General features: G+C 71.6%; 22 protein-coding genes. 12 read left to right on the top strand and 10 right to left on the bottom strand.

The window, feature by feature from the left end; genetic code table 11:
• Nucleotides 1-22 precede the first annotated feature (22 nt).
• Nucleotides 23-1,294, top strand: a complete 1,272-nt coding sequence (locus IAG42_RS24575) for a beta-ketoacyl-[acyl-carrier-protein] synthase family protein (protein WP_188339128.1) — start codon at nt 23-25, stop codon at nt 1,292-1,294.
• Between the two features lie 70 nt (nt 1,295-1,364).
• Here IAG42_RS24575 and IAG42_RS24570 read toward each other — a convergent pair whose 3' ends face one another.
• Nucleotides 1,365-1,859 carry a DUF3145 domain-containing protein gene (locus tag IAG42_RS24570; RefSeq protein ID WP_188339127.1) on the bottom strand — a complete coding sequence of 165 codons (495 nt, stop codon included), beginning with the start codon at nt 1,857-1,859 and terminating at the stop codon, nt 1,365-1,367.
• A 299-nt stretch (nt 1,860-2,158) separates the two neighbouring features.
• Here IAG42_RS24570 and IAG42_RS24565 point away from each other — a divergent pair, with 299 nt between their 5' ends.
• Both IAG42_RS24565 and IAG42_RS24560 read left to right on the top strand, forming a co-directional pair.
• Nucleotides 2,159-3,073, top strand: a complete 915-nt coding sequence (locus tag IAG42_RS24565) for an SGNH/GDSL hydrolase family protein (protein WP_188339126.1) — start codon at nt 2,159-2,161, stop codon at nt 3,071-3,073.
• A gap of 30 nt (nt 3,074-3,103) precedes the next feature.
• Entirely contained in the window at nt 3,104-4,117 is a 1,014-nt protein-coding gene (locus IAG42_RS24560; protein ID WP_188339125.1) for an aldose epimerase family protein, read from the top strand.
• Between the two features lie 8 nt (nt 4,118-4,125).
• On the opposite strand, the gene IAG42_RS24555 is transcribed toward IAG42_RS24560, so the two are convergent.
• The 4 genes from IAG42_RS24555 to IAG42_RS24540 all read right to left on the bottom strand — a co-directional run bounded on the left by IAG42_RS24555 (nt 4,126) and on the right by IAG42_RS24540 (nt 6,920).
• A complete protein-coding gene (locus IAG42_RS24555) occupies nt 4,126-4,455 on the bottom strand; it encodes a YrdB family protein (protein WP_188339124.1) in 330 nt (109 codons plus the stop codon).
• Nucleotides 4,452-5,285, bottom strand: coding sequence for an EI24 domain-containing protein (locus IAG42_RS24550; RefSeq protein ID WP_188339123.1), 834 nt, complete (start codon nt 5,283-5,285; stop codon nt 4,452-4,454). Before IAG42_RS24550 ends, IAG42_RS24555 begins: the two co-directional genes overlap by 4 nt.
• A gap of 50 nt (nt 5,286-5,335) precedes the next feature.
• A complete protein-coding gene (locus tag IAG42_RS24545) occupies nt 5,336-5,758 on the bottom strand; it encodes an organic hydroperoxide resistance protein (RefSeq protein ID WP_188339122.1) in 423 nt (140 codons plus the stop codon).
• Nucleotides 5,759-5,894: 136 nt separating this feature from the next.
• A complete protein-coding gene (locus IAG42_RS24540; RefSeq protein ID WP_188339121.1) occupies nt 5,895-6,920 on the bottom strand; it encodes an NADP-dependent oxidoreductase in 1,026 nt (341 codons plus the stop codon).
• A gap of 119 nt (nt 6,921-7,039) precedes the next feature.
• On the opposite strand from IAG42_RS24540, the gene IAG42_RS24535 reads away from it, so the two are divergent.
• Complete coding sequence (locus tag IAG42_RS24535; RefSeq protein ID WP_188339120.1) at nt 7,040-7,477, top strand: MarR family winged helix-turn-helix transcriptional regulator; 438 nt, start codon at nt 7,040-7,042, stop codon at nt 7,475-7,477.
• A gap of 52 nt (nt 7,478-7,529) precedes the next feature.
• Here the strand turns inward: IAG42_RS24535 and IAG42_RS24530 are convergent, their stop codons facing one another.
• The gene (locus tag IAG42_RS24530) at nt 7,530-8,189 is read right to left on the bottom strand and encodes an SCO2400 family protein (protein WP_188339119.1); all 660 of its coding nucleotides are present in this window, start codon (nt 8,187-8,189) and stop codon (nt 7,530-7,532) included.
• 189 nt (nt 8,190-8,378) lie between these two features.
• Here IAG42_RS24530 and IAG42_RS24525 point away from each other — a divergent pair, with 189 nt between their 5' ends.
• The 7 genes from IAG42_RS24525 to IAG42_RS24495 all read left to right on the top strand — a co-directional run bounded on the left by IAG42_RS24525 (nt 8,379) and on the right by IAG42_RS24495 (nt 16,848).
• On the top strand, nt 8,379-9,536 hold the full coding sequence (locus IAG42_RS24525) for a mandelate racemase/muconate lactonizing enzyme family protein (RefSeq protein WP_188339118.1): 1,158 nt from the start codon (nt 8,379-8,381) through the stop codon (nt 9,534-9,536).
• On the top strand, nt 9,533-10,537 hold the full coding sequence (locus tag IAG42_RS24520; protein ID WP_188339117.1) for a zinc-dependent alcohol dehydrogenase: 1,005 nt from the start codon (nt 9,533-9,535) through the stop codon (nt 10,535-10,537). The genes IAG42_RS24525 and IAG42_RS24520 overlap by 4 nt, the downstream gene beginning before the upstream one ends.
• A 106-nt stretch (nt 10,538-10,643) precedes the next feature.
• Nucleotides 10,644-11,600, top strand: coding sequence for a hypothetical protein (locus tag IAG42_RS24515; RefSeq protein WP_188339116.1), 957 nt, complete (start codon nt 10,644-10,646; stop codon nt 11,598-11,600).
• Between the two features lie 93 nt (nt 11,601-11,693).
• Nucleotides 11,694-12,800, top strand: coding sequence for a multiple monosaccharide ABC transporter substrate-binding protein (gene chvE, locus IAG42_RS24510; RefSeq protein WP_188339115.1), 1,107 nt, complete (start codon nt 11,694-11,696; stop codon nt 12,798-12,800).
• 62 nt (nt 12,801-12,862) lie between these two features.
• On the top strand, nt 12,863-14,413 hold the full coding sequence (gene mmsA / locus IAG42_RS24505) for a multiple monosaccharide ABC transporter ATP-binding protein (RefSeq protein WP_188339114.1): 1,551 nt from the start codon (nt 12,863-12,865) through the stop codon (nt 14,411-14,413).
• Nucleotides 14,410-15,642: a multiple monosaccharide ABC transporter permease gene (gene mmsB / locus IAG42_RS24500; RefSeq protein ID WP_188339113.1), complete on the top strand. Its 1,233-nt coding sequence runs from the start codon at nt 14,410-14,412 to the stop codon at nt 15,640-15,642. Before mmsA ends, mmsB begins: the two co-directional genes overlap by 4 nt.
• Before the next feature lie 51 nt (nt 15,643-15,693).
• Nucleotides 15,694-16,848: an aldose epimerase family protein gene (locus IAG42_RS24495; protein ID WP_188339112.1), complete on the top strand. Its 1,155-nt coding sequence runs from the start codon at nt 15,694-15,696 to the stop codon at nt 16,846-16,848.
• Nucleotides 16,849-16,915: 67 nt separating this feature from the next.
• Here the strand turns inward: IAG42_RS24495 and IAG42_RS24490 are convergent, their stop codons facing one another.
• The 4 genes from IAG42_RS24490 to IAG42_RS24475 all read right to left on the bottom strand — a co-directional run bounded on the left by IAG42_RS24490 (nt 16,916) and on the right by IAG42_RS24475 (nt 20,043).
• Nucleotides 16,916-17,761 carry an SMP-30/gluconolactonase/LRE family protein gene (locus IAG42_RS24490; protein ID WP_188339111.1) on the bottom strand — a complete coding sequence of 282 codons (846 nt, stop codon included), beginning with the start codon at nt 17,759-17,761 and terminating at the stop codon, nt 16,916-16,918.
• Entirely contained in the window at nt 17,758-18,531 is a 774-nt protein-coding gene (locus IAG42_RS24485) for an IclR family transcriptional regulator (RefSeq protein WP_188339110.1), read from the bottom strand. Before IAG42_RS24485 ends, IAG42_RS24490 begins: the two co-directional genes overlap by 4 nt.
• Nucleotides 18,532-18,645: 114 nt before the next feature.
• A complete protein-coding gene (locus IAG42_RS24480) occupies nt 18,646-19,887 on the bottom strand; it encodes a helix-turn-helix domain-containing protein (RefSeq protein WP_188339109.1) in 1,242 nt (413 codons plus the stop codon).
• A 3-nt stretch (nt 19,888-19,890) separates the two neighbouring features.
• Nucleotides 19,891-20,043: a DUF2613 family protein gene (locus tag IAG42_RS24475; protein WP_188339108.1), complete on the bottom strand. Its 153-nt coding sequence runs from the start codon at nt 20,041-20,043 to the stop codon at nt 19,891-19,893.
• Between the two features lie 182 nt (nt 20,044-20,225).
• Between IAG42_RS24475 and IAG42_RS24470 the strand changes: the two genes are divergently transcribed.
• Nucleotides 20,226-21,284, top strand: coding sequence for a DUF3068 domain-containing protein (locus IAG42_RS24470; RefSeq protein WP_188339107.1), 1,059 nt, complete (start codon nt 20,226-20,228; stop codon nt 21,282-21,284).
• Nucleotides 21,285-21,386 lie beyond the last annotated feature (102 nt).

Below are 21,386 nucleotides of genomic sequence, written 5' to 3'. Positions count from 1 at the left end.
ATCCGTTGGAGAAAGAATTCCTGTGAGCTCGACCAATCGCACCGTGGTCGTCACCGGTATCGGCGCAACCACACCGCTGGGTGGCGACGCGACGTCCACCTGGGAGGGCCTGGTCGCCGGACGTTCCGGCGTCAAGCCCCTCGAACAGGAGTGGGCCGCCGAGCAGGCGGTCCGCATCGCGGCTCCGGTCGCCGTGGACCCGAGCGAGGTCATCCCTCGCCCGCAGGCCCGCAAGCTGGATCGTTCCGCCCAGTTCGCTCTGATCGCCGCCAAGGAGGCGTGGGCCGACGCCGGCTTCACCGCCAAGGCCGGCGAGGACGAGAGCGTGGACCCCGACCGTCTGGGCGCCGTCATCGCGTCCGGCATCGGCGGCGTGACCACGCTGCTCGACCAGTACGACGTGCTGAAGGAGAAGGGCGTCCGCCGCGTCTCCCCGCACACCGTTCCGATGCTGATGCCCAACGGCCCGTCGGCCAACGTGGGCCTGGCCGTGAACGCCCGCGCGGGTGTCCACACCCCGGTCTCCGCCTGTGCGTCGGGCGCCGAGGCCATCGGCTACGGCATCGAGATGATCCGCACCGGCCGCGCCGACGTCGTCGTCTGCGGTGGCACGGAGGCGGCCATCCACCCGCTCCCCATCGCCGCGTTCGGCAACATGATGGCGATGTCGAAGAACAACGACGACCCGCAGGGTGCCTCGCGCCCCTACGACACCGGCCGGGACGGCTTCGTCCTCGGTGAGGGTGCCGGCGTCATCGTCCTGGAGTCCGCCGAGCACGCCGCCAAGCGTGGCGCCCGCGTCTACGCGGAGGCGGTCGGCCAGGGCATCTCCGCCGACAGCCACGACATCGTGCAGCCGGAGCCGGAGGGCCGCGGCATCGCGCAGGCCCTGCAGAACCTGCTGGACAACTCCGACCTGGACCCGGCCGAGATCGTGCACGTGAACGCGCACGCGACCTCGACGCCGGCCGGTGACGTGGCCGAACTGAAGGCGCTGCGCAAGGTCTTCGGCGACGACACGGACCACTTCGCGGTCTCCGCGACGAAGTCGATGACCGGGCACCTGCTCGGTGGCGCGGGCGGCATCGAGTCCGTCGCGTCGATCCTCGCCCTGTACCACCGGGTGGCTCCGCCGACGATCAACGTGGAGAACCTGGACCCCGAGGCCGCTGCCGCAGCGGACATCGTCCGCGGTGAGGCGCGCAAGCTGCCCGTCGAGGGCCGGATCGCCGCGCTGAACGACTCGTTCGGCTTCGGCGGCCACAACGTGGTGCTGGCGTTCAGGTCCGTCTGACCTGCCGTTCAGCGGTGAAGGGGCCCGCCGGGATTCGATCCCGGCGGGCCCCTTCGTCATTCCCGGCGCGCTACACGACCTGGTGGAGCCAGCGCACGGGTGCGCCCTCGCCCGCGTAGCGGAAGGGTTCCAGTTCGTCGTCCCAGGGCTTGCCGAGGAGGCGGGCGACCTCGGACTCCAGGTCGGTCTCGCCGCGCTGGGAGCGGGTCAGGGCGGCGCGCAGACGGTCCTCCGGGATCAGGATGTCGCCGTGCACACCGGTGACGGCGTGGAAGATGCCGAGTTCGGGTGTGGCGCTGTAGCGCTCGCCCTCGGCCGCCGCGCAGGGCTCGGCCGTGACCTCGAAGCGCAGCAGCTGCCAGCCGCGCAGTGCGGAGGCGAGTTGGGCGGCGGTACCGGCCTCGCCCCGCCAGGAGAACTCCGATCTCCAGGTGCCGGGCGCCGCGGGCTGTCTGATCCAGTCGAGACTGACGCGCGCACCGAGCACGCCCGCGACCGCCCACTCGACATGCGGGCACAGCGCGCGTGGCGCGGAGTGCACGTAGAGAACTCCACGTGTCGTCACCGGGACCTCCCGTGTCGACCGGATCGAAAAGACTCCGACAAAAAGGGGCAAATTTAACGTGTTGTAATTTAGCGGAACCGGTACAGCGAGATCTCACCGGACCGACCCGGGACCCCGGGGCGAGGCTATCGCGGAGCGGTGCAAGGAGTGTGTCGTACTGTCGGTCCCGGGGCGCACAAACTCCGACCTTTCACCCGGCGGGGCGCAACCCCGGCCCCGCGTACGGCGTCAGACGGGGCGGCAGGGTGTGCGCACGGCGGACGAAGCTTGACGACGGCGATTGACGGAGAGGACCACGGATGCGGGCGCGGAGTCACCGGGCGGTGGCCGGTGTGGTGGCGGGCGTCCTCGGTCTCTCGGCGCTGACGGCCTGTTCGGGCACGGCCGACACCTCGCAGGGCGCGCGCGGCACCCGTTCCTCGCCCTCGCCGTCCCCCTCCCCCACGCCGGCCTGGGACACGAGCCCGGAGTCGGTCGCCGCGGTGGGCGACTCGATCACGCGCGGCTTCGACGCGTGCAGCGTCCTGTCGGACTGCCCCGAGGTGTCGTGGGCGACGGGTTCGGACGCGCAGGTACGCAGTCTCGCGGTACGGCTGCTGGGCACGAGCCGCGCGCAGACGCACAGTTGGAACTACGCGCGCACCGGTGCCCGGATGGAGGACCTGCCGGCGCAGATGGCGCGGGCCGGGGCCCGCACCCCGGAACTGGTGACGGTGATGGCGGGGTCCAACGACGCGTGCCGGCCGACCGCCACGTCGATGACGCCGGTCAGCACGTTCCGGGAGGACTTCGAGAAGTCGCTGCGCCGGCTGCGCGAGGCGGCGCCGAAGGCGCAGGTCTACGTGATGAGCGTGCCGGACCTGAAGCGGCTGTGGTCCGAGGGCCGCGCCAGCGATCTGGGCAAGCAGGTGTGGAAGCTCGGGATCTGTTCGTCGATGCTGGCCGATCCGGACGCCCTGGACGCGGTCGCGGGGGCCCGGCGGGACCGGGTGCAGGAGCGCGTGATCGCGTACAACAAGGTGCTCGAGGACGTGTGCGCGCAGGACGAGCGGTGCCGGTACGACGGCGGCGCGGTCTTCGACTACCGGTTCGGGCAGCGGCAGTTGAGCCACTGGGACTGGTTCCATCCGAGCCGGGACGGGCAGGCGCGGCTCGCGGCGCTCGCGTACCGCGGGGTGACGTCGAGGGAGCCGGTGCGGGAACCCGGGGCGTGAGCCGGCGGGGCCCGGCGTAGGGTCCCGATCATGCGCAGCGAACTTTTCGGCACACTTTCCGACACCGATGAACTTCTCTCGTCCGATGTCCATCGCTGGACGCTCGAACGGGACGGGGTGCGGGTGCGCGTCCTGACGTACGGCGGGATCGTGCAATCGGTCGAGACGCCCGACCGGACGGGCGCGCGAGCCGACGTGGTGCTCGGGTTCGCTGATCTCGACGGCTATCTGAGGCACACGGGGCCGTACTTCGGGGCGCTGGTCGGCCGCTACGCGAACCGGATCGCCCAGGGCCGCTTCACGCTCGACGGGCACACGTACCCGCTCGCGCGGAACAACGGGCCGAACGCGCTGCACGGCGGTGAGCGCGGCTTCGACCGACACGTGTGGGCGGCGGAGCAGGCCGGTCCGTACGCGGTGCGGCTGAGCCGGGTGTCACCGGACGGCGAGGAGGGTTTCCCGGGCCGTCTGGAGGTGTCGGCGACGTACGCGCTGGAGGCGGGCGGGGCGTTGAGCATCACGTACGAGGCGGTCACCGACGCCCCGACGGTGGTGAACCTGACCAATCACACGTACTGGAACCTGGGCGGCACGGACGGGAAGGCGGGGAGCGCGGCCGGGCACGCGGTGCGGATCGACGGCGGGCGGGTGACCATGGCGGACGGCGATCTGGTGCCGACCGGTGAGCTGCTCGACGTGACCGGGACCCGCTTCGACTTCCGCGCCCCGCGGACGGCCGGGTCCGGGTACGACCACAACTACGTGCTGGACAAGGGCGTCACGGCCCGGGCGGTGGAGGTGGCAGGGCTGCACGACCCGGTGTCGGGGCGGACGCTGGGAGTCGCGACGACCGAGCCGGGGCTGCAGCTCTACACGGCCGATCACTTCGACGCGGCGCTGCCGTTCGAGCCGGGCGCCGGGATCGCGCTGGAGACCCAGCACTTCCCGGACTCGCCCAACCGGCCGGAGTTCCCGTCCACGGTGCTGCGGCCCGGCGAGGTGTTCCGGTCGCGGACGGTGTACACGTTCGGCACCGACGCCTGATCCTCCGCCTACTGCTCCCAGGCGGCGGCCAGGGCCTTGCTCACGGCGCAGACGGCGGCGAACAGGGCGGCCCAGACGTAGGCGCCGGACAGGGCGAGGGCGGCGACTCCGGCGCCGAACCAGGCCAGCTCGAAGGCGACGCGTGCGGCGCCGCGGGTCTTCCAGCGGGCCTTCGGTGAGCCGAAGAGGGACCAGGTGGTGATCATCACGGCCAGGCCCAGGAGGCCGTAGAGCCAGGCCAGCGCGGTGGAGACGTCGCGGGTGAAGCCGTAGGCGCCGACCGCGCCGAGGGCGATCAGCTCGACGGCGAACAGGACTGCGAGGTTCGCGGTCTTCATCGCGGGGTGCCGTCCGCCGTGTAGGGGTTCGGCGCGGGGTGCGGGTGCGGGTGCGGCGTGGCCGGGCGCACGCCCGACGCGGCGCTGTCGTCGGGCGGGGACTCGAGGTCCCGGACCATCAGGGTGGCCCCGGCGACGGCGCCCGGCATCAGGAAGACCGCCACGAACGGGACCAGGAACGCCACCGCCAACGGCGTGCCGAAGCCCCAGACCAGGGACTTGCGGGAGCGCAACAGGGCGAGGCGGTCGCGGAGTTGGACCTCGCGGCGCTGGAGGGCCACCGCCGTCAGTTCCTCCGTGAGGAAGAAGCCCGTGACGAAGAAGCCGATGACGGGGACGACCGTCTGGCCGACGAAGGGGAGGAAGCCGCAGGCGAAGAGGAGAACGCCCCACAGGCCGGCGCGGAGCAGGATGCGGAGGCTGTCGCGCGCCGAGATCCACAGCTCGCGCCAGAGCGGCAGGCCGGACTCGGGGGCGTGGCCGCCCTCGGCGATGTCGACCTGCTCGGACAGGGACTCGTAGAAGGGCTGGCCGATCAGGAGCGTGACCGCGGTGAAGGTCAGTACCGACAGGAGCAGCGCGAGGGCGAAGAGGACGACGGTGAGGAAGCCGCGGAAGAGGCCGAGCCACGGCGAGGACCAGTCGTCGGCGAACGGGGTGGCCCACCCGACGAAGTCGGTGCCCCAGACGGCGAGGCAGACCAGCGCGGCCGCGTACAGGACCAGGGTGATCAGACCGGGCAGCAGGCTCCAGCCGTACTGCTTGCCGTGCTGGGCAACCCATCGTTGCCCCTTCATCAGATAGCCGAAGCCCGCCCCGAGATCACGCATGGCGCACACCTTACGGGACGGGTCCGGCGGCCTCTGCGGGCCTGTCAGGCTCAGACGGAGAGCGTGACCGTGATGTTGCCGCGGGTCGCCTTGGAGTACGGGCAGACCTGGTGGGCCTTCTCGACGAGGTCCTTGGCGGTGGCCGCGTCCACGTTCGGGATCGACGCCTTGATGTCGACGATGATGCCGAAGCCCTCGTCGTTCTTGCCGATGCCGACGTGGGCGGTGACGGTCGAGCCGGAGACGTCGGCGTTCTCCTGGCGGGCGACGACGGCGAGGGCGCCCTGGAAGCAGGCGCTGTAGCCGGCGGCGAAGAGCTGCTCCGGGTTGGTGCCCTCGCCCGAGCCGCCCTGCTCCTTCGGCGGGTTCACGACGACGTCGAGCTTGCCGTCGTCGGTGGCGACGCGGCCGTCGCGGCCGTTCTCGGCGGTGGCTACGGCGGTGTAGACGACGTCGGACTGCGTGATGGCCATGCCCGTACTCCCTCAATCAATCCATTAAGCGGAAAGTCAGATCCGTATTACGGAAAGAGAGTAGCGAATGGCGCGCAGAACGAAAGTGGCCCCCGTCACAGACGGGGGCCACAGTGCGTACCGGAAGCGGTGGATGTCAGAGCTTGACGATCATCTTGCCGGTGTTGTCGCCGCGGAGGACGCCCATGAACGCCTCCAGGTTGTTCTCGATGCCGTCCACGAAGGTCTCGCGGTACTTGAGCTCACCGGAGCGGATCCAGGCGCCGACCTCCTGCACGAACTGCGGCTGCAGGTCGTAGTGGTCGCCGACGAGGAAGCCCTCGATGCGGCCGCGGGTCTGGATCAGGCGCGCGAGGTTGCGGGGGCCCGGGGCCGGCTCCGTGGTGTTGTAGACGGAGATCGCGCCGCAGATGGCGATGCGCCCGTCACGGTTCAGACGGCCGATGGCGGCCTCCAGGTGTTCACCGCCGACGTTGTCGAAGTAGGTGTCGATGCCGTCGGGGGCCGCCTCCTTCAGGAGGCTGTGGACCTCGCCCGTCTTGTAGTTGAAAGCCGCGTCGAAGCCGTACTCCTCCAGGAGCAGCTTGACCTTCTCGTCCGAGCCGGCCGAGCCGATGACGCGCGAGGCGCCCTTGAGCTTGGCGATCTGGCCGACCTGGCTGCCGACCGCGCCCGCCGCGCCGGACACGAAGACGCTGTCGCCCTCCTTGAAGGAGAGGGTGCGCAGCAGGCCCGCGTAGGCGGTGAGGCCGGTCATGCCGAGGACGCCGAGGTAGGTGGACAGGGGCGCGGCGTCCGGGTCGACCTTGACGGCCTGCTTGGCGTCGAAGGTCGCGTACTCGCGCCAGCCGAAGAAGTGCAGGACGTGGTCGCCGACCGCGACGCCCTCGTCGTTCGAGGCGATGACGACGCCGACCGCGCCGCCCTGCATGGCCTTGCCCAGCTCGTACGGGGCGACGTACGACTTCGCGGCGCTCATCCGGCCGCGCATGTACGGGTCGACCGACAGGTACAGGTTCTTGACCAGGACCTGGCCGGCGGCGGGCGCCTCGACGGGGGCCTCGCGCAGCTCGAAGTCCTCGGGCTTCGGCCAGCCGACCGGGCGGCTGATCAGGGCCCACTCGCGGCCGGTGGCGGGAATCTGAGGGGTGTCGGCGGACATGCGCTGATCCTTCGCGGCTGGGGGTACGGCTCGGACGGTTGCTCCGAATGTTTCACTACCTGAAACAACCATGCGTCTGAATATTTCAGAATGTCAAGTATCTGGGTACCCTGGACGGCATGACCGCCACCCGTTCGCGCCGCACCGACCCCCTCACGCTCGAAGTCGTCGAGCTGATCGGAGCCGTCGTCGCGCGCTACCACCAGGAGTACGAGGAGGCCGCCGCGCGGCACCGCCTCACGGGGGCGCAGGCGCGGGTCCTCGGGCTGCTCTCGCTCGACCCGCTGCCGATGCGGCAGATCGCCCAGCGCCTGAAGTGCGAGCCGTCGAACATCACGGGGATCGTGGACCGGCTGGAGACCCGGGGCCTGGTGGAGCGGCGGCCCTCGCCCGGGGACCGGCGGGTGAAGGTGGCCGCGCCGACCGAGGAGGGCGTGCGGGTCGCGCGGAGCCTGCGGGACTCGCTGGACTTCGCCCGGGAGCCGCTGGCCGGGCTGTCGCACGAGGAGCGGCTCGTGTTCCGGGACATGCTGCGGCGGATGACCGGCACCGCCTGAGCCGCCGGACGCGCGGCCTGGCGACCGGCTCGCCCAGGTGCGGCGGCAGCCGTCAGGTGCACCACCACAGGAAGCGGTCGCAGGTCTCCGTCGGCGCCGGGGCCGGGGCGGGCGGCGGGGAGGTGGGGCGCGGGGCGCTCGTCGTGGGCCGGGAGGTCGAGGGGCGGTCCGGCGGTGTGCTCGCGGCGGGGGTGTCCGCGCCGTCCGGGCTCGGGCTCTCCTTCTTCTCCCGCTCCTTCGACGGGGACTTCTCGGCGTCGGCGGCGTCGCGGGTCGCGCTCGGGGACGCGGAGGCCGTCGGGCTGCCGGTGTACGAGGCGGGCGGCGTCGAGCCCTGGCTCGGCTCGGCGGAGGGCGTCGCGGCGGCGCCGGTCTCGTCCGCGCCCGTGACGTCGGGGGCGGCCTGGTTGCCGGCCGGCGCCCCGGACTCGGAGAGCTCGGCGACGCCGAGGCCGCCCGCCGCGAGGGCGAGGCCCGCCGCCACGAGCAGCACGCGACGGCGCCTGCGCCGCTGGGTCCGGGCCCGGGAGGACCGGCGCCGCCGGCCGCGCGGGCGGACCGGCGCGTCCTCGGGTTCCGGCGCGGTCTCCTCGACCGCCTCCTCCGCGGCGAGCGCCTCGGCGTAGGCGCGCACGGCCTCGGCGGGTGTGCCGCAACCGGGGCAGGTCACAGCGCCGTTGAGGTGGCGTCGGCAGGGGTGGCAGTAGTCCATGACGTAGGGAGGCTAGGCGCCACGCGGTGAGGCAGGACGACGACACTGTGAATCTTCTGTGCGGAACACGCCCTTCCGTCGTGAGCCGATCCACGCAGACCCATTGACACCCCCACAGGGCCGTCCTTACTGTCTCGCCACGATTTCGAACGCGTGACGAAATATCGAACATCACTGGGGGCAATCGCCTTGCGCATCACGGGAATCAGCACGCATGTGGTCGGCACGCCGTGGCGGAACCTGACCTATGTCCAGGTGCACACCGACGAGGGCGTCACGGGTGTCGGCGAGACCCGGATGCTGGGCCGCACGGACGCACTGATCGGCTATCTGAAGGAGGCTCAGGCCAACCACATCCTGGGCTCCGACCCGTTCGCGATCGAGGACCTCGTGCGCCGGATGAAGTACGGGGACTACGGGCGGGCCGGCGAGATCGTGATGTCGGGCATCGCCGTGATCGAGATGGCCTGCTGGGACATCAAGGGCAAGGCGCTCGGCGTCCCCGTCTGGCAGCTGCTCGGCGGCAAGGTCACCGACCGCGTGAAGGCCTACGCGAACGGCTGGTACACGACCGAGCGGACGCCCGAGGCGTACCACGACGCGGCGAAGCGCGTCATGGAGCGCGGCTACCGGGCCCTGAAGATCGACCCGTTCGGGACCGGGCACTTCGAGCTGGGCCACGAGGAGTCCCTGTACGCGGTGTCGCTGATCGAGGCCGTGCGGGACGCCATCGGCCCCGACGCCGAGCTGATGCTGGAGATGCACGGCCGCTTCTCCCCCGCGACCGCGATCCGGCTCGCGAAGGAGCTCGCGCCCTTCGCTCCGGCCTGGCTGGAGGAGCCGGTGCCACCGGAGAACCTGAAGGCGCTGGAGAAGGTCGCTGCCAAGGTGGACATCCCGGTGGCGACGGGCGAGCGGATCCACGACCGGATCGAATTCCGGGAGCTGTTCGAGAGCCAGGCGGCAGACGTCCTGCAGCCCGACGTGGGCCACATCGGCGGCATCTGGGAGACCCGGAAGCTGGCCGCCACCGCCGAGACCCACTACATGCTGGTCGCACCGCACAACGTGGGCGGCCCGGTGCTGACCGCCGCCTCGCTCCAAGTGGGCTTCAGCGCACCGAACTTCAAGATCCTGGAGCACTTCAACGACTTCGCGGACGCCGGGATCAAGCACGTCGTCAAGGGCGCGCCGGAGGTCGTGGACGGCTACTTCGAGCTGTCGCACGCACCCGGGCTCGGTGTGGAGCTCGACGTGGACGCGGCGGCCGAGTTCCCGCAGCAGCAGGCCCGGTTCGACCTGTGGGCCGAGGGCTGGGAGAAGCGCGACCCGAAGGGGAGCGCGTGAGCCACGCCGTCGTCGTCGAGGAGCCGGGCCGCCACCGCCTCGTCCCGCACGCGCCCGCCGCGCCCGGGCCCGGGGAGGCGCGGGTGCGGGTGCACGCGGTGGGCGTGTGCGGCAGCGACCGGGAGCTCTTCCAGGGCAACCGGCCCGCCCCGTACGTGCGTTACCCGGTGACGCCGGGGCACGAGTGGTCCGGGGTCGTGGAGGCCGTGGGCGAGGGGGTGCCGGTCGCGCTCGTGGGCCGCAAGACCGCCGGCGAGGGCTTCCGCAACTGCCAGGTCTGCGAGCGGTGCCACGCCGGTGACACGACGCTGTGCTCCGCCGGGTACGAGGAGACGGGCTTCACCCGGCCCGGGGCGATGGCCGCGACGCTGACGCTGCCGGCCCGGCTGCTGCACGTCCTGCCCGACGACGCCGACCTGACCGCCGCGGCCCTCCTGGAACCGGCGGCGTGCGTCGCCGCCGCCGCGCTCAAGGCCGCCGCGCCGCCGGGCGCGCGCGTCGCCGTCGTGGGGGCGGGGACGCTCGGGCTGCTGGCCGTGCAGATCCTCGCGGCCGGCTCGCCCTCGGACCTCCTCGTCGTCGGCCTCGACCGCGAACGGGAGCGCCTGGCACGGGAGTTCGGGGCGACGGACTTCCGGCTGTGCGACGAGCGGCTGCCGGACGACCGCGAGGTCGTCGTCGAGGCGGCCGGGTCCGCCTCGGCCGCCCGGACCGCGGCCTCGCTGCCGCGGCGCGGCGGACGGCTCGTGCTCACCGGGATCCCGGCGCCGGGCGCGGACGGTCTCGACCCGACGGACCTCGTCGTACGGCAGCTGGAGGTGCGCACCGTGTTCGGTGCGACGCCGGCCGCCTGGGCCCACGCGGTCCGCCTGTTCGCGGCCGGCCTGCTCCGGCCGCGCCCCCTGGTGACCCATGAACTCCCCCTGGACGGCTTCGAGAAGGCGATGGACCTGACCGTCTCCGGCGATCCGAAGGTGGGCAAGGTGCTGCTGCGCCCCTAGGGCCTGGGCCGCGGGCCCCGCCTGGGCCCCCGTCCCGCCCACCGATCCGAACCACGTTCGAGATACCGAACAACGGAAACACCGAACCGCACAAGAAGGGCCCCGCGTGACCGACACACCCCGCCGCCCCGGCGAACCCGCACTGTCCGCCCTGGGCCTGCACGCCCCACCCGCCGACCCCGGCGACACCAGCCCCCACACCTTCCCCGACGGCGGCACCTGGCGCGTCGAGATACCGTCCGTGGAAGGCCCGGAGGCCCTCTCCGCCGTACTGGCCGAGTCGGCCCGCCTCGACGTGCCCGTGCACCGCGTCAGCCAGGGCAGCGGCGTCTGGATGCTGCGGGACGCCGAGATCACCGAGATGGCCGAGGCGACCGCCGCACGCGGCATCGAGCTCTGCCTGTTCACCGGCCCCCGCGGCACCTGGGACACCGGCGGTTCCGTGCGCACCGACTCGGGCGGCGCGGGTCTGCGCTCCCGGGGCCACGACGCCGTCGCCGGCTGCGTCGAGGACGCCGTCCGCGCCACCGAACTGGGTGTGAAGTGCCTGCTCGTCGCGGACGAGGGCGTGCTGTGGACCCTGCACCGGGCCCGTACGACGGGCGTGATCCCCGCCGACACCACGCTCAAGGTGTCCGCGCTCATCGGCCCCGTGAACCCGGCCGCGTACGCCGTCTACGAGCGCCTCGGCGCCGACTCCCTCAACGTGCCGAGCGACCTGACCCTGGCCCATCTGACCGAGATCCGCCGGGTCTCGGCCGCCCCGATGGACATGTACGTGGAGGCTCCGGACGACCTCGGCGGGTACGTCCGGATGTACGAGATCGCCGAACTGGTGCGCCGCGGCGCCCCGTTGTACCTGAAGTTCGGCCTCGCCAAGGCGCCCTCGATCTACCCCTACGGCGCCCATCTGCGCGACGTCACGCTGGCCACCGCCCGGGAGCGGGTGCGGCGCGGCCGGCTCGCGCTCGACCTGCTCGAACGGCACGGCGCCGGGGGCGGCATGTCGCCCCTGGGCACCCGGCTGCCCGGCTCCCTCCGGCGTTTCGACATGGCCTCCTGACGCCTGACGCCCCCTCGCTCAGCCCGATCGAAGCCGTACCCGATCGAAGCCGTACCCCGACCGAAATCCGTACCCGACCCAAGGATGATGACCATGGCACACCGCCGAGCCGCATTCGCCGCGACCGCCGCAGGAGCGGCCCTCGCCCTCACCCTCACCGCCTGCGGCCAGAGCGGCGAGGGCGGCAGCGAGGAGAAGGCGGGCGGCGCCGAGGGCGGCACGATCGGCATCGCGATGCCGACCAAGTCCTCCGAGCGCTGGATCACCGACGGCAAGAACGTGGAGAAGGACCTCAAGGCGAAGGGGTACAAGACCAAGCTCGTCTTCGGCGAGGACGACCCCGACCAGCAGGTCTCGCAGATCGAGAACCTCATCACGCAGGGCGTCAAGGCGCTGATCGTCGCCGCGATCGACAACAAGTCCCTCGGCAACGTGCTGCAGCAGGCCGCCGACGCGAAGATCCCCGTCATCTCCTACGACCGCCTGATCCTCGGCACGGAGAACGTCGACTACTACGCCTCGTTCGACAACGCGAAGGTCGGCGAGCTGCAGGCGAACTACATCGTCGACCGGCTGGGCCTGAAGAAGGGCAAGGGCCCCTTCAACATCGAGCTGTTCGCCGGGTCGAACGACGACAACAACACGCGGTACTTCTTCAACGGCGCGATGAGCGTGCTCAAGCCGTACATCGACGACAAGAAGCTCGTCGTCCGCTCCGGGCAGACCGCGCTCAACAAGGTCACCACCCTGCGCTGGGACGGCGCGACCGCGCAGAAGCGCATGGACGACATCCTCACCAAGTCGTACAAGAGCGCCAAGGTCGACGCGGTCCTGTCCCCGTACGACGGCATCTCGATCGGCATCCTGTCGGCGCTGAAGTCCGACAACTACGGCTCCTCGTCGAAGCCGCTCCCGGTGATCACGGGGCAGGACGCCGAGCTGGCCTCCGTGAAGTCGATCATCGCGGGCCAGCAGACGATGACCGTCTACAAGGACCTCCGCAAGCTCGCCGAGGTCGCCACGAACATGGTGGACGACGCCCTCAAGGGCAAGAAGCCCGAGGTCAACGACACCAAGTCGTACGACAACGGCACGAAGGTCGTCCCGGCCTATCTGCTCCAGCCGGTGAGCGTGGACAAGGCGAACTACCAGTCGGTGCTGGTGGACGGCGGCTACTACACCGAGGGCCAGCTCAAGTAGCGCGCGGCGGTCCGACCGGACCCACCGACCGCCCCACCCCACTCTCACCGGAAGGCAGGACCATGGCGGGACCCGTCCTGGAAATGCGCTCGATCGTCAAGACCTTTCCCGGCGTCAAGGCGCTGTCGGACGTCAGCCTGACCGTCCGCAGGGGCGAGGTCCACGCCGTCTGCGGGGAGAACGGCGCCGGCAAGTCGACCCTGATGAAGGTCCTCTCCGGCGTCCACCCGCACGGCACGTACGGAGGCGAGATCCTCTTCGACGGAGAGGTCTGCCGCTTCAAGGACATCCGCGCGAGCGAGCAGCACGGCGTCGTCATCATCCACCAGGAGCTGGCCCTCGTGCCGTTCCTCTCCCTCGCCGAGAACATCTTCCTCGGCAACGAGCACGCCCGGCGCGGGCTCGTCGACTGGCGCGAGACGCTGCGGCACGCGAGCGCGCTGCTGCGCCGGGTCGGCCTCGACGACCACCCGGAGACCCGGGTGTGCGACATCGGGGTCGGAAAGCAGCAGCTCGTGGAGATCGCCAAGGCGCTCTCCAAGGAGGTGAAGCTGCTCATCCTCGACGAGCCGACGGCGGCGCTCAACGACGAGGACAGCGGCAAACTCCTGGACCTCATCCTGGAGTTGAAGCAGCAGGGCATCACCTCGATCATCATCTCCCACAAGCTGGGCGAGATCCGCAAGGTCGCCGACTCGGTGACGATCATCCGCGACGGCCGGTCCATCGAGACGCTCGACGTCAAGGACCCGGGGACGACCGAGGACCGGATCATCTCGGGCATGGTCGGGCGCGATCTCGACCACCGCTTCCCCGAACGCACCCCGCACCAGCCCGAGGAGGGGGTCCCGCCCGCCCTGGAGATCCGCGACTGGACCGTGCACCACCCGATCGACCAGCAGCGCAAGGTCGTCGACGACGTGTCGGTGCGGGTGCGGCGCGGGGAGATCGTCGGGATCGCCGGGCTGATGGGTGCGGGCCGCACCGAGCTCGCGATGAGCGTGTTCGGCCGCTCGTACGGGCGGCACGCGAGCGGCACCGTCCTCAAGGACGGCCGGGAGATCCGTACGCGCACCGTCGCGGAGGCGATCGGGCACGGGATCGCGTACGTCACCGAGGACCGCAAGCACTACGGCCTCAACCTCATCGACACGATCAACCGGAACATCTCGCTGACCGCGCTCGGCAAGGTGGCCCGGCGCGGGATCGTCGACGAGCACGACGAGCGGCAGGTCGCCGAGGGGTACCGGACGTCGATGAACATCAAGGCGCCCACCGTGTTCGAGCCGGTCGGCAAGTTGTCGGGCGGCAACCAGCAGAAGGTCGTCCTCAGCAAGTGGATCTTCGCGGGGCCCGACGTGCTGATCCTCGACGAGCCGACGCGCGGCATCGACGTCGGCGCCAAGTACGAGATCTACACGGTGATCGACCGGCTGGCCGCCGAGGGCAGGGCGGTCGTCTTCATCTCCTCCGAACTGCCCGAACTGCTCGGCATGTGCGACCGGATCTACACCATGGCCGCCGGGCGGCTGACCGGTGAGTTCGCGCGGGCCGAGGCCACGCAGGAAGTGCTGATGCGCCAGATGACGAAGGACAAAGAGGTAACGGGATGAGCACCGAAGTGACCGACAAGAGCCCGGCGGCCGCGCCGCCGGGGGCCTCGGCCGGCGGGCTGCTGCCTCTCGTGCTCGACGGCCTGCGCCGCAACATGCGCCAGTACGGCATGCTGATCGCGCTCGGCCTGATCATCGCGCTCTTCGCCGTGTGGACCGACGGGGACCTGCTGCTGCCGCGCAACGTCTCCAACCTGGTCCTCCAGAACAGCTACATCCTGATCCTCGCGATCGGCATGATGCTGGTGATCATCGCGGGCCACATCGACCTGTCGGTCGGCTCGCTCACCGCGTTCACCGGCGCGTTCGCGGCCGTGCTCACGGTGCAGCACGGTGTGGCGTGGCCGCTCGCGCTCGTCCTGTGCCTGCTGGTCGGCGCGGTGGCGGGGGCGCTGCAGGGCTTCCTCATCGCCCAACTGGGCATCCCCTCCTTCATCGTGACGCTCGCGGGCATGCTGCTCTTCCGCGGGCTCACGGAGATCCTGCTGAAGGGGCAGACGCTCGGCCCGTTCCCCGACGGGCTCCAGAAGATGGGCAACGGCTTCCTCCCGGAGACCGGCCCGGAGACCAACTACCACAACATCACCCTGCTGCTCGGGCTCGCCCTGATCGTGTTCGCGGTGCTCCAGGAGGTCCGCGACCGCCGGCGGGAGCAGGAGTTCTCGCTCCAGGTGCTGCCGCGCAACATCTTCCTGCTGAAGCTGGTCGCGATCGTCGCGGCGATCCTCGTCGTCACGCTGCTGCTCGCCAGCTACAAGGGCGCGCCGATCGTGCTGCTCATCCTCGGCGCGCTGATCGTCGGCTACGGCTATGTGATGCGCAACGCCGTGTTCGGCCGCCACATCTACGCGATCGGCGGCAACCTGCCCGCGGCGAAGCTGTCCGGCGTCAAGGACAAGAAGGTCACCTTCCTGGTCTTCCTGAACATGGGCGTCCTCGCGGCGCTGGCCGGTCTGGTGGTCGCGGCGCGCCTGAACGCGGCGTCGCCGAAGGCGGGCCTGAACTTCGAACTCGAGGCCATCGCCTCGTCGTTCATCGGCGGCGCGTCCATGAGCGGCGGCGTCGGCACGGTCCTCGGCGCGATCATCGGCGGCCTCGTCCTCGGCGTCCTGAACAACGGCATGAACCTGCTGAGCGTCGGCACCGACTGGCAGCAGGTCATCAAGGGCCTCGCCCTGCTGGCGGCGGTCGGCTTCGACGTGTGGAACAAGCGCCGGTCGGGCTCGTAGGCCTCCCTCACGTACGCCCTCACGATTTCTCACGAGAAAAGGGAGTCACAGATGGAACCGAGCAGACGAACGGTCATCGCGTCGGCCGCGGCGGCCGGTGTGGCCGCCACGGCCCTCGGCAGCACGGCGCACGCCTCTCCCGCCCAGGGGCGAAAGCCGGTGCGGGAGGAGTTCGGCAGGCTCGCCGACGGGACACGGATCGACCGCTGGTCCCTGGAGAACGGCGGGACCCGTCTCAAGGTCCTGTCCTACGGCGGCATCGTCCAGTCCCTCGAACTCCCGGACCGGCACGGCCGGTACGCGAACGTGTCCCTCGGCTACGACCACATCGAGGGGTACGTCACCGGGACCACCTTCTTCGGCGCCACGATCGGACGCTACGGCAACCGCATCGCGAAGGGCCGGTTCACGCTCGACGGCAGGACGTACCAGCTGTCCGTGAACGACGGGGAGAACTCCCTGCACGGCGGCGCCAGGGGCTTCAACACCCGGGTCTGGGACGTGGAGGGCTTCGTCTCCGGCTCCGACGTGGGGCTGCGGCTCCACTACACGTCGCCCGACGGCGAGATGGGCTACCCGGGCACGCTGCGGGTGCGGGTCACCTACACGCTGACCGCGCGTGGCGACTGGCGCATCGACTACGCGGCGGTGACGGACAAGGCGACCGTCGTCAACCTCACCAACCACACCTACTACAACCTCGCGGGCGAGGGCAGCGGCGGCGTCTACGACCACGAACTCACCCTGGACGCCTCCCGGTTCACGCCCACCGACTCCGGGCTCATCCCGACCGGTGAGCTGGCGAAGGTCGCGGGCACGCCCTTCGACTTCCGCCGCGCCAAGCCGGTCGGCCGGGACATCCGCACCGCGCACCCGCAGCTGGTCACCGCGAAGGGCTTCGACCACAACTGGGTTCTGGACAAGGGCGTCACGGACCGGCCGGTGCCCTTCGCGACGCTGCGCGACCCGGGTTCCGGCCGCGCCCTGAAGATCGCCACCGACCAGCCGGGCGTGCAGTTCTACTCCGGCAACTTCCTCGACGGCACCCTCGCCGGCCCCTCCGGCCGGACCTATCGGCAGGGCGACGGGCTCTGCCTGGAGACCCAGCACTTCCCGGACTCCCCGAACCAGCCGTCGTTCCCGTCCACGGTGCTGCGTCCCGGCGAGACGTACCGGACCACGACGGTGCACTCCTTCAGTGCCTGAGTCCCGTCCCGCGAGCCCCCGGCCCCGCCCTGTTTCCACCACGGGCGGGGCCGGAGCGCTTGACGAACTACCGCTCGCCGTAGGCCGGTTGCGGAAGGCCTTGCCCCGCGTCCGGGAGCACGAGGAGGGAGCCCTCCAGAGGGGCCGCCGCGGCGAGCCCGACGCGGGCCGTCGTCACGTAGAGGTCGGTCAGGCCGGGGCCGCCGAAGGCGCAGGAGGTGGGGCGGCGGACCGGGAGCGGGACCACGCGGTCGAGGGTGCCGGACGGGGTGTAGCGGTGGAGGGCGCCGCCGTCCCACAGGGCGACCCAGACGCAGCCGTCGGCGTCCACGGTGAGCCCGTCGGGAAAGCCCGCGCCTTCCTGGATCCGCGCGAACTCCCGCCGCTCGCCGAGGTGTTCACCGCGTACGTCGAAGACGTCGACGCGGCGGGTCGGGGAATCCACGTAGTACATGAGGCGGCCGTCGGGGCTCCAGCCCGTGCCGTTGGAGACGGCGACGCCGGTGAGGATCTCGGCGGTCGTGCCGTCGGGGGCGACGCGGATCAGATGACCGCCCCCGGGTGCCTCGTCGTAGCGCATGGACCCGGCCCAGAGCGCGCCGTCGGGGGCGACGGCCGCGTCGTTGCCGCGCCGGCCCGCCACCGGGTCCCGGTGCAGCCAGGAGAAGTCACCTTGCGGGGACCAACTCGCCACGCCGTCGCGGAGGTTGAGCACGATGCCGCCGTCGGTGCGCGGCTTGGCGGCGCCCACGTGCTGCTCGGTGGCGCGGACCGTGCGGCGACCGGTGGCGGGCTCGTAGGTGTGGACGCGGGAGCCGAGGATGTCGACCCAGATCAGCCGGCCGCCGGCCGGGTCCCAGGTGGGACCCTCGCCCAGCTCGGCGTGGGCGGCGACGGCCTGCTCGGCCCTCACGGCCGGCCCCGGTGGCCGAGCCGCTCCGACAGGTCGGCGGCGCCCTTCACGACCAGCTCGGCGAGCTCGGCCTCGCGGGCCTCGCTCCAGCGGACCATCGGTACGGAGACGGAGAGCGCAGCGACGACCCGGTTGGTGCGGTCACGCACGGGGGCGGCGACGCAGGACACGTCCGGGTTGGACTCGCGGCTCTCGACGGCGACCCCGCGCGCGCGGATCGCGGCGAGGTGGGCGCGCAGGGCGGCCGGGTCGGTGATCGAGTTCTCCGTCATGCCGGCCAGCTCGGCGTCGTCCGGGATGCGGGCGTCCAGCTCCGGCTCGGGCAGCGAGGCGAGCAGCATCTTGCCGACGGACGTGCAGTGGGCGGGCAGCCGGCGGCCGGCGGCGGAGACCATGCGTACGGCGTGCGTGGAGTCGACCTTGGCGATGTAGATGACGTCGGTGTCCTCGAGGATCGCGACGTGGACGGTCTCGTCGCAGGTCTCGGCGACGGCGCGGGCCACCTCCCGTCCCTCGGCGGCGAGGTCGAGCTGCTCCGCGTAGCGGCTGCCGAGCTGGTAGGGGCGCACGCCCAGCCGGTAGCGGCCGGGCTGACCGGGCTCCTGCACCAGGTACTGCCGCGCGGCGAGCGTGGAGACCAGCTCGTGCACGGTGGTGCGGGGCAGCTGCAGCTTGCGGACGATGTCGGGGGCGGTCAGCGTGCCGTCCCCGTCCAGGAAGAGCTCGAGGATGTCCAGAGCCCGGGTCACGGCCGGCACGAGGCGTCCCATCACCGACCCCCTCCCTTGTTCGAAATTTCAACCATCATTCGGCATCGCGAACACAGGGTACGTACAGGCTCTCCTCGGGGGCAATGGATCGTCGGCGCCGGTCCCGCGCGGGGACTACGGCGGCCCGAGTTCTCCCCGTAAGCGGCGGGCCCTCAGGACCAGTTCGAGTTCGAAGCGGCGGTCCGGGTCGTCGACCTCGTCGCCCCAGAGTTCGCGGATCTGGCGCAGGCGGTAGCGGACGGTCTGGGGGTGGACGCCGAGGCGGGTGGCGACCTCGGGGGCGCCGCCTCGCGTCTCCAGCCAGGCGAGGAGGGTCTCGGCGAGGCGGCGGGCGTGGGCGGGGCCGCAGTGGGTGAGGGGGGCGAGGGCGCGGCGGGCGAGGTCGTCGACGAGTTCCTCGGGCTGGAGGAGGACGAGGGCCTGAGTGTGCTCGGTGCAGCGCAGGACCTCGGTGGCGGGGAGCAGGCCGCGTTCCATGAGGGCGACGGCGGACTCGGCCCAGCGCAGCGACTTCGCGGCGTCGGCCGGTGCGACGGGCGGGCCGATCGCGCCGGACCAGCCGGTGAGGGCGCGGCGCAGCAGGTCGGGCCGGCCGCCGGTGTCGGGGTCGGGGACGACGAGCCGGGGCCGTTCGGTCTCCATGTCGAGGAGGACGTCGGGGCCGACGGCGGGGGCGACGGCGTCGCGCGCGGGGCGCAGCAGGACGCCGACGGCGACCTGGTCGGGGACGGGCCAGCCGATGCGGGCGGCGCGTTCGGTGAGGGCCTTGACGGGGTCGGGCGGTGCGACGGCGTGCCCGTCGAGCAGCAGGTCCATGAGTTTGCGCTGCTGGCGCAGGCGTTCCCCGGCCTGCCGGGCGGCGGCCTCGGCGTAGCCGCGGACGGACTGGTCGACGAGGCTGTCGAGGTACTCGTAGCCGGACTCGGCGAGTTCGTACATGGCGGGGGGCGGGATGCGCAGGCGCTGGCCGATGTCGGCGAGGCGGCGCCAGGCGAGTTTGACGCCGAGCCGGTACATGGCCTGGAGGGCGTCGAGGCTCTGCCCGTGCAGACTCTGGCCGCGTCCGAACTCCTGGAACATGGACGGGAGCTGGTCGGCGCCCTGTGTGTCGCCGTTGGCGCCGGAGACGGTGGCGAGGTGGCGGACGAAGCCCTCGATGGCGCGCCGGATGCCGACGAGCGCCATGGGTTCGCCCGACGCGTCGAGGACGAGGGGCAGCTGGGGGAACTCGCGGCGGATCTCCCGCAGGATGTCCTCGGCGAGCCGCGGCGCCTCCTCCAGGGAGAGCGCCGAGAACTGCCGCACCTGCGGGCGCGGCACGTCGCACCAGGCGGAGCGGGTGGTGGTCGTGGGCACGGGTCAGCGCCCCGATCCGGGTGTCTCATAGGTGAGCAGCGGCGTGTTGGGCTGCTCGGGGGTCGCGTCGATCAGCGCGAGCACGCCGAAGGCCGCGGCGACGGCGAGGGCCGCACCGGCGGCCACGGACAGCGCCGCGGCAAGCAGTCGGTTCATCGCAGGGTCAGCCTCTCGTCCAAGTTCTCGGAGTTCTGAGGTCGGTCCCCACCCTGTGTGTTCCGGCAAGTCCCCAGTGTTGTCAGGAGATTGACACTGCGTCAAGAGCGGGTCTACGGTTCCCGGCCCATGACCGGCCGACCACGGCCATGCCGTGGCGCCCTACCCCCCAGGAGCGCCCCATGAGTCGCAGTGCCTCGCATGCTTCCCCGACCTCGACCCGGGCCGCGTCCCGGACGTTTCCGCTGGTGGCCATAGGTGTGGGCGCGTTCCTTCTGGTGCTCGCCGGGCTGCTCGCGTGGTACGTCGAACCGCGCGCCGAACGCACTCCGCTGAACACCGACACCACCACGGTGTTCACCGGAACCGGCAGCTATTTCGACACCGGAAAGATCCGGACCGTGCACGACAAGCGGATCACGATCACCCGCCAGGTGCGCGGCGACGTCGCGGACGGAGAGCGCGGCGGGACGGCGGTGTGGGACGTGACGACCTCGGTCGACACGGACGCCTCGCTGCCGGCCGCGGATCCCCACGACGCCCTTCAGTGGACCCAGGAGCGCTGGGTCACGGACCGGAAGACCAACCTCCCGGTGCACTGCTGCGGAGAGAGCCCCGCCTTCAGGGGCGAGGCCTACCTGAAGTTCCCGTTCCGGGTGGAGCGGCGGACGTACACCTGGTGGGACAACACACTGGGCGCGACGATCCCGCTCCGCTTCCGCGGCACGACGAAGGTCCAGGGCTACGAGGGCTACCGGTTCACCGGCACCGTCGCCCCGGCCAGGACGGGCTCCCGCCTGGTGCCCGGAAAGCTCGTCGGGCAGCCGAAGCGCGGCCAGGTCCTCGCCGAGGAGTGGTACGCCAACCACGGCGTCGAGCTGGTCGTCGACCGGCGCACGGGCCGCGTCCTGTACGCGGCGATCGGCCCGCGCAAGACGCTGCGCGCGCCCGGCACGGACCGGGACGCGGCGGTGCTCCTGGACAGCCGGAAGATCGCGTTCACCCCGGCGACGCAGCGCGCGCAGGTGGCGCTGGCGCAGGACGACAACGACCGGCTGACGCTGCTCGGCACGACGGTCCCGCTGGTCGCGGGCGGCGCCGGGCTCCTCGCCCTGGCGGCCGGCGCGGTGCTGCTCGCGGTGCGGGGCGGGCGGGGAACGGGTGGCGGGCGGCGACCCGAGGGGCTTCGGCGGCCTGATCCCGATACGTCCCCGACGGCCCTGGAAACGTCCACGATGTGACGGTACGTCAGGCCGCGAAAGCCCGAAACTTGTCACGCGGGTGAGTAGCCGCGGCGAACCCCGCGGCGAAAACTGTGCCACCCCACCCCGTGCACAGTCCCC

The organism is Streptomyces xanthii (genome assembly GCF_014621695.1).
In the GTDB taxonomy this organism is placed as follows: Bacteria; Actinomycetota; Actinomycetes; order Streptomycetales; family Streptomycetaceae; genus Streptomyces; species Streptomyces xanthii.
This window is presented reverse-complemented; position numbering and strand designations above follow the sequence as displayed.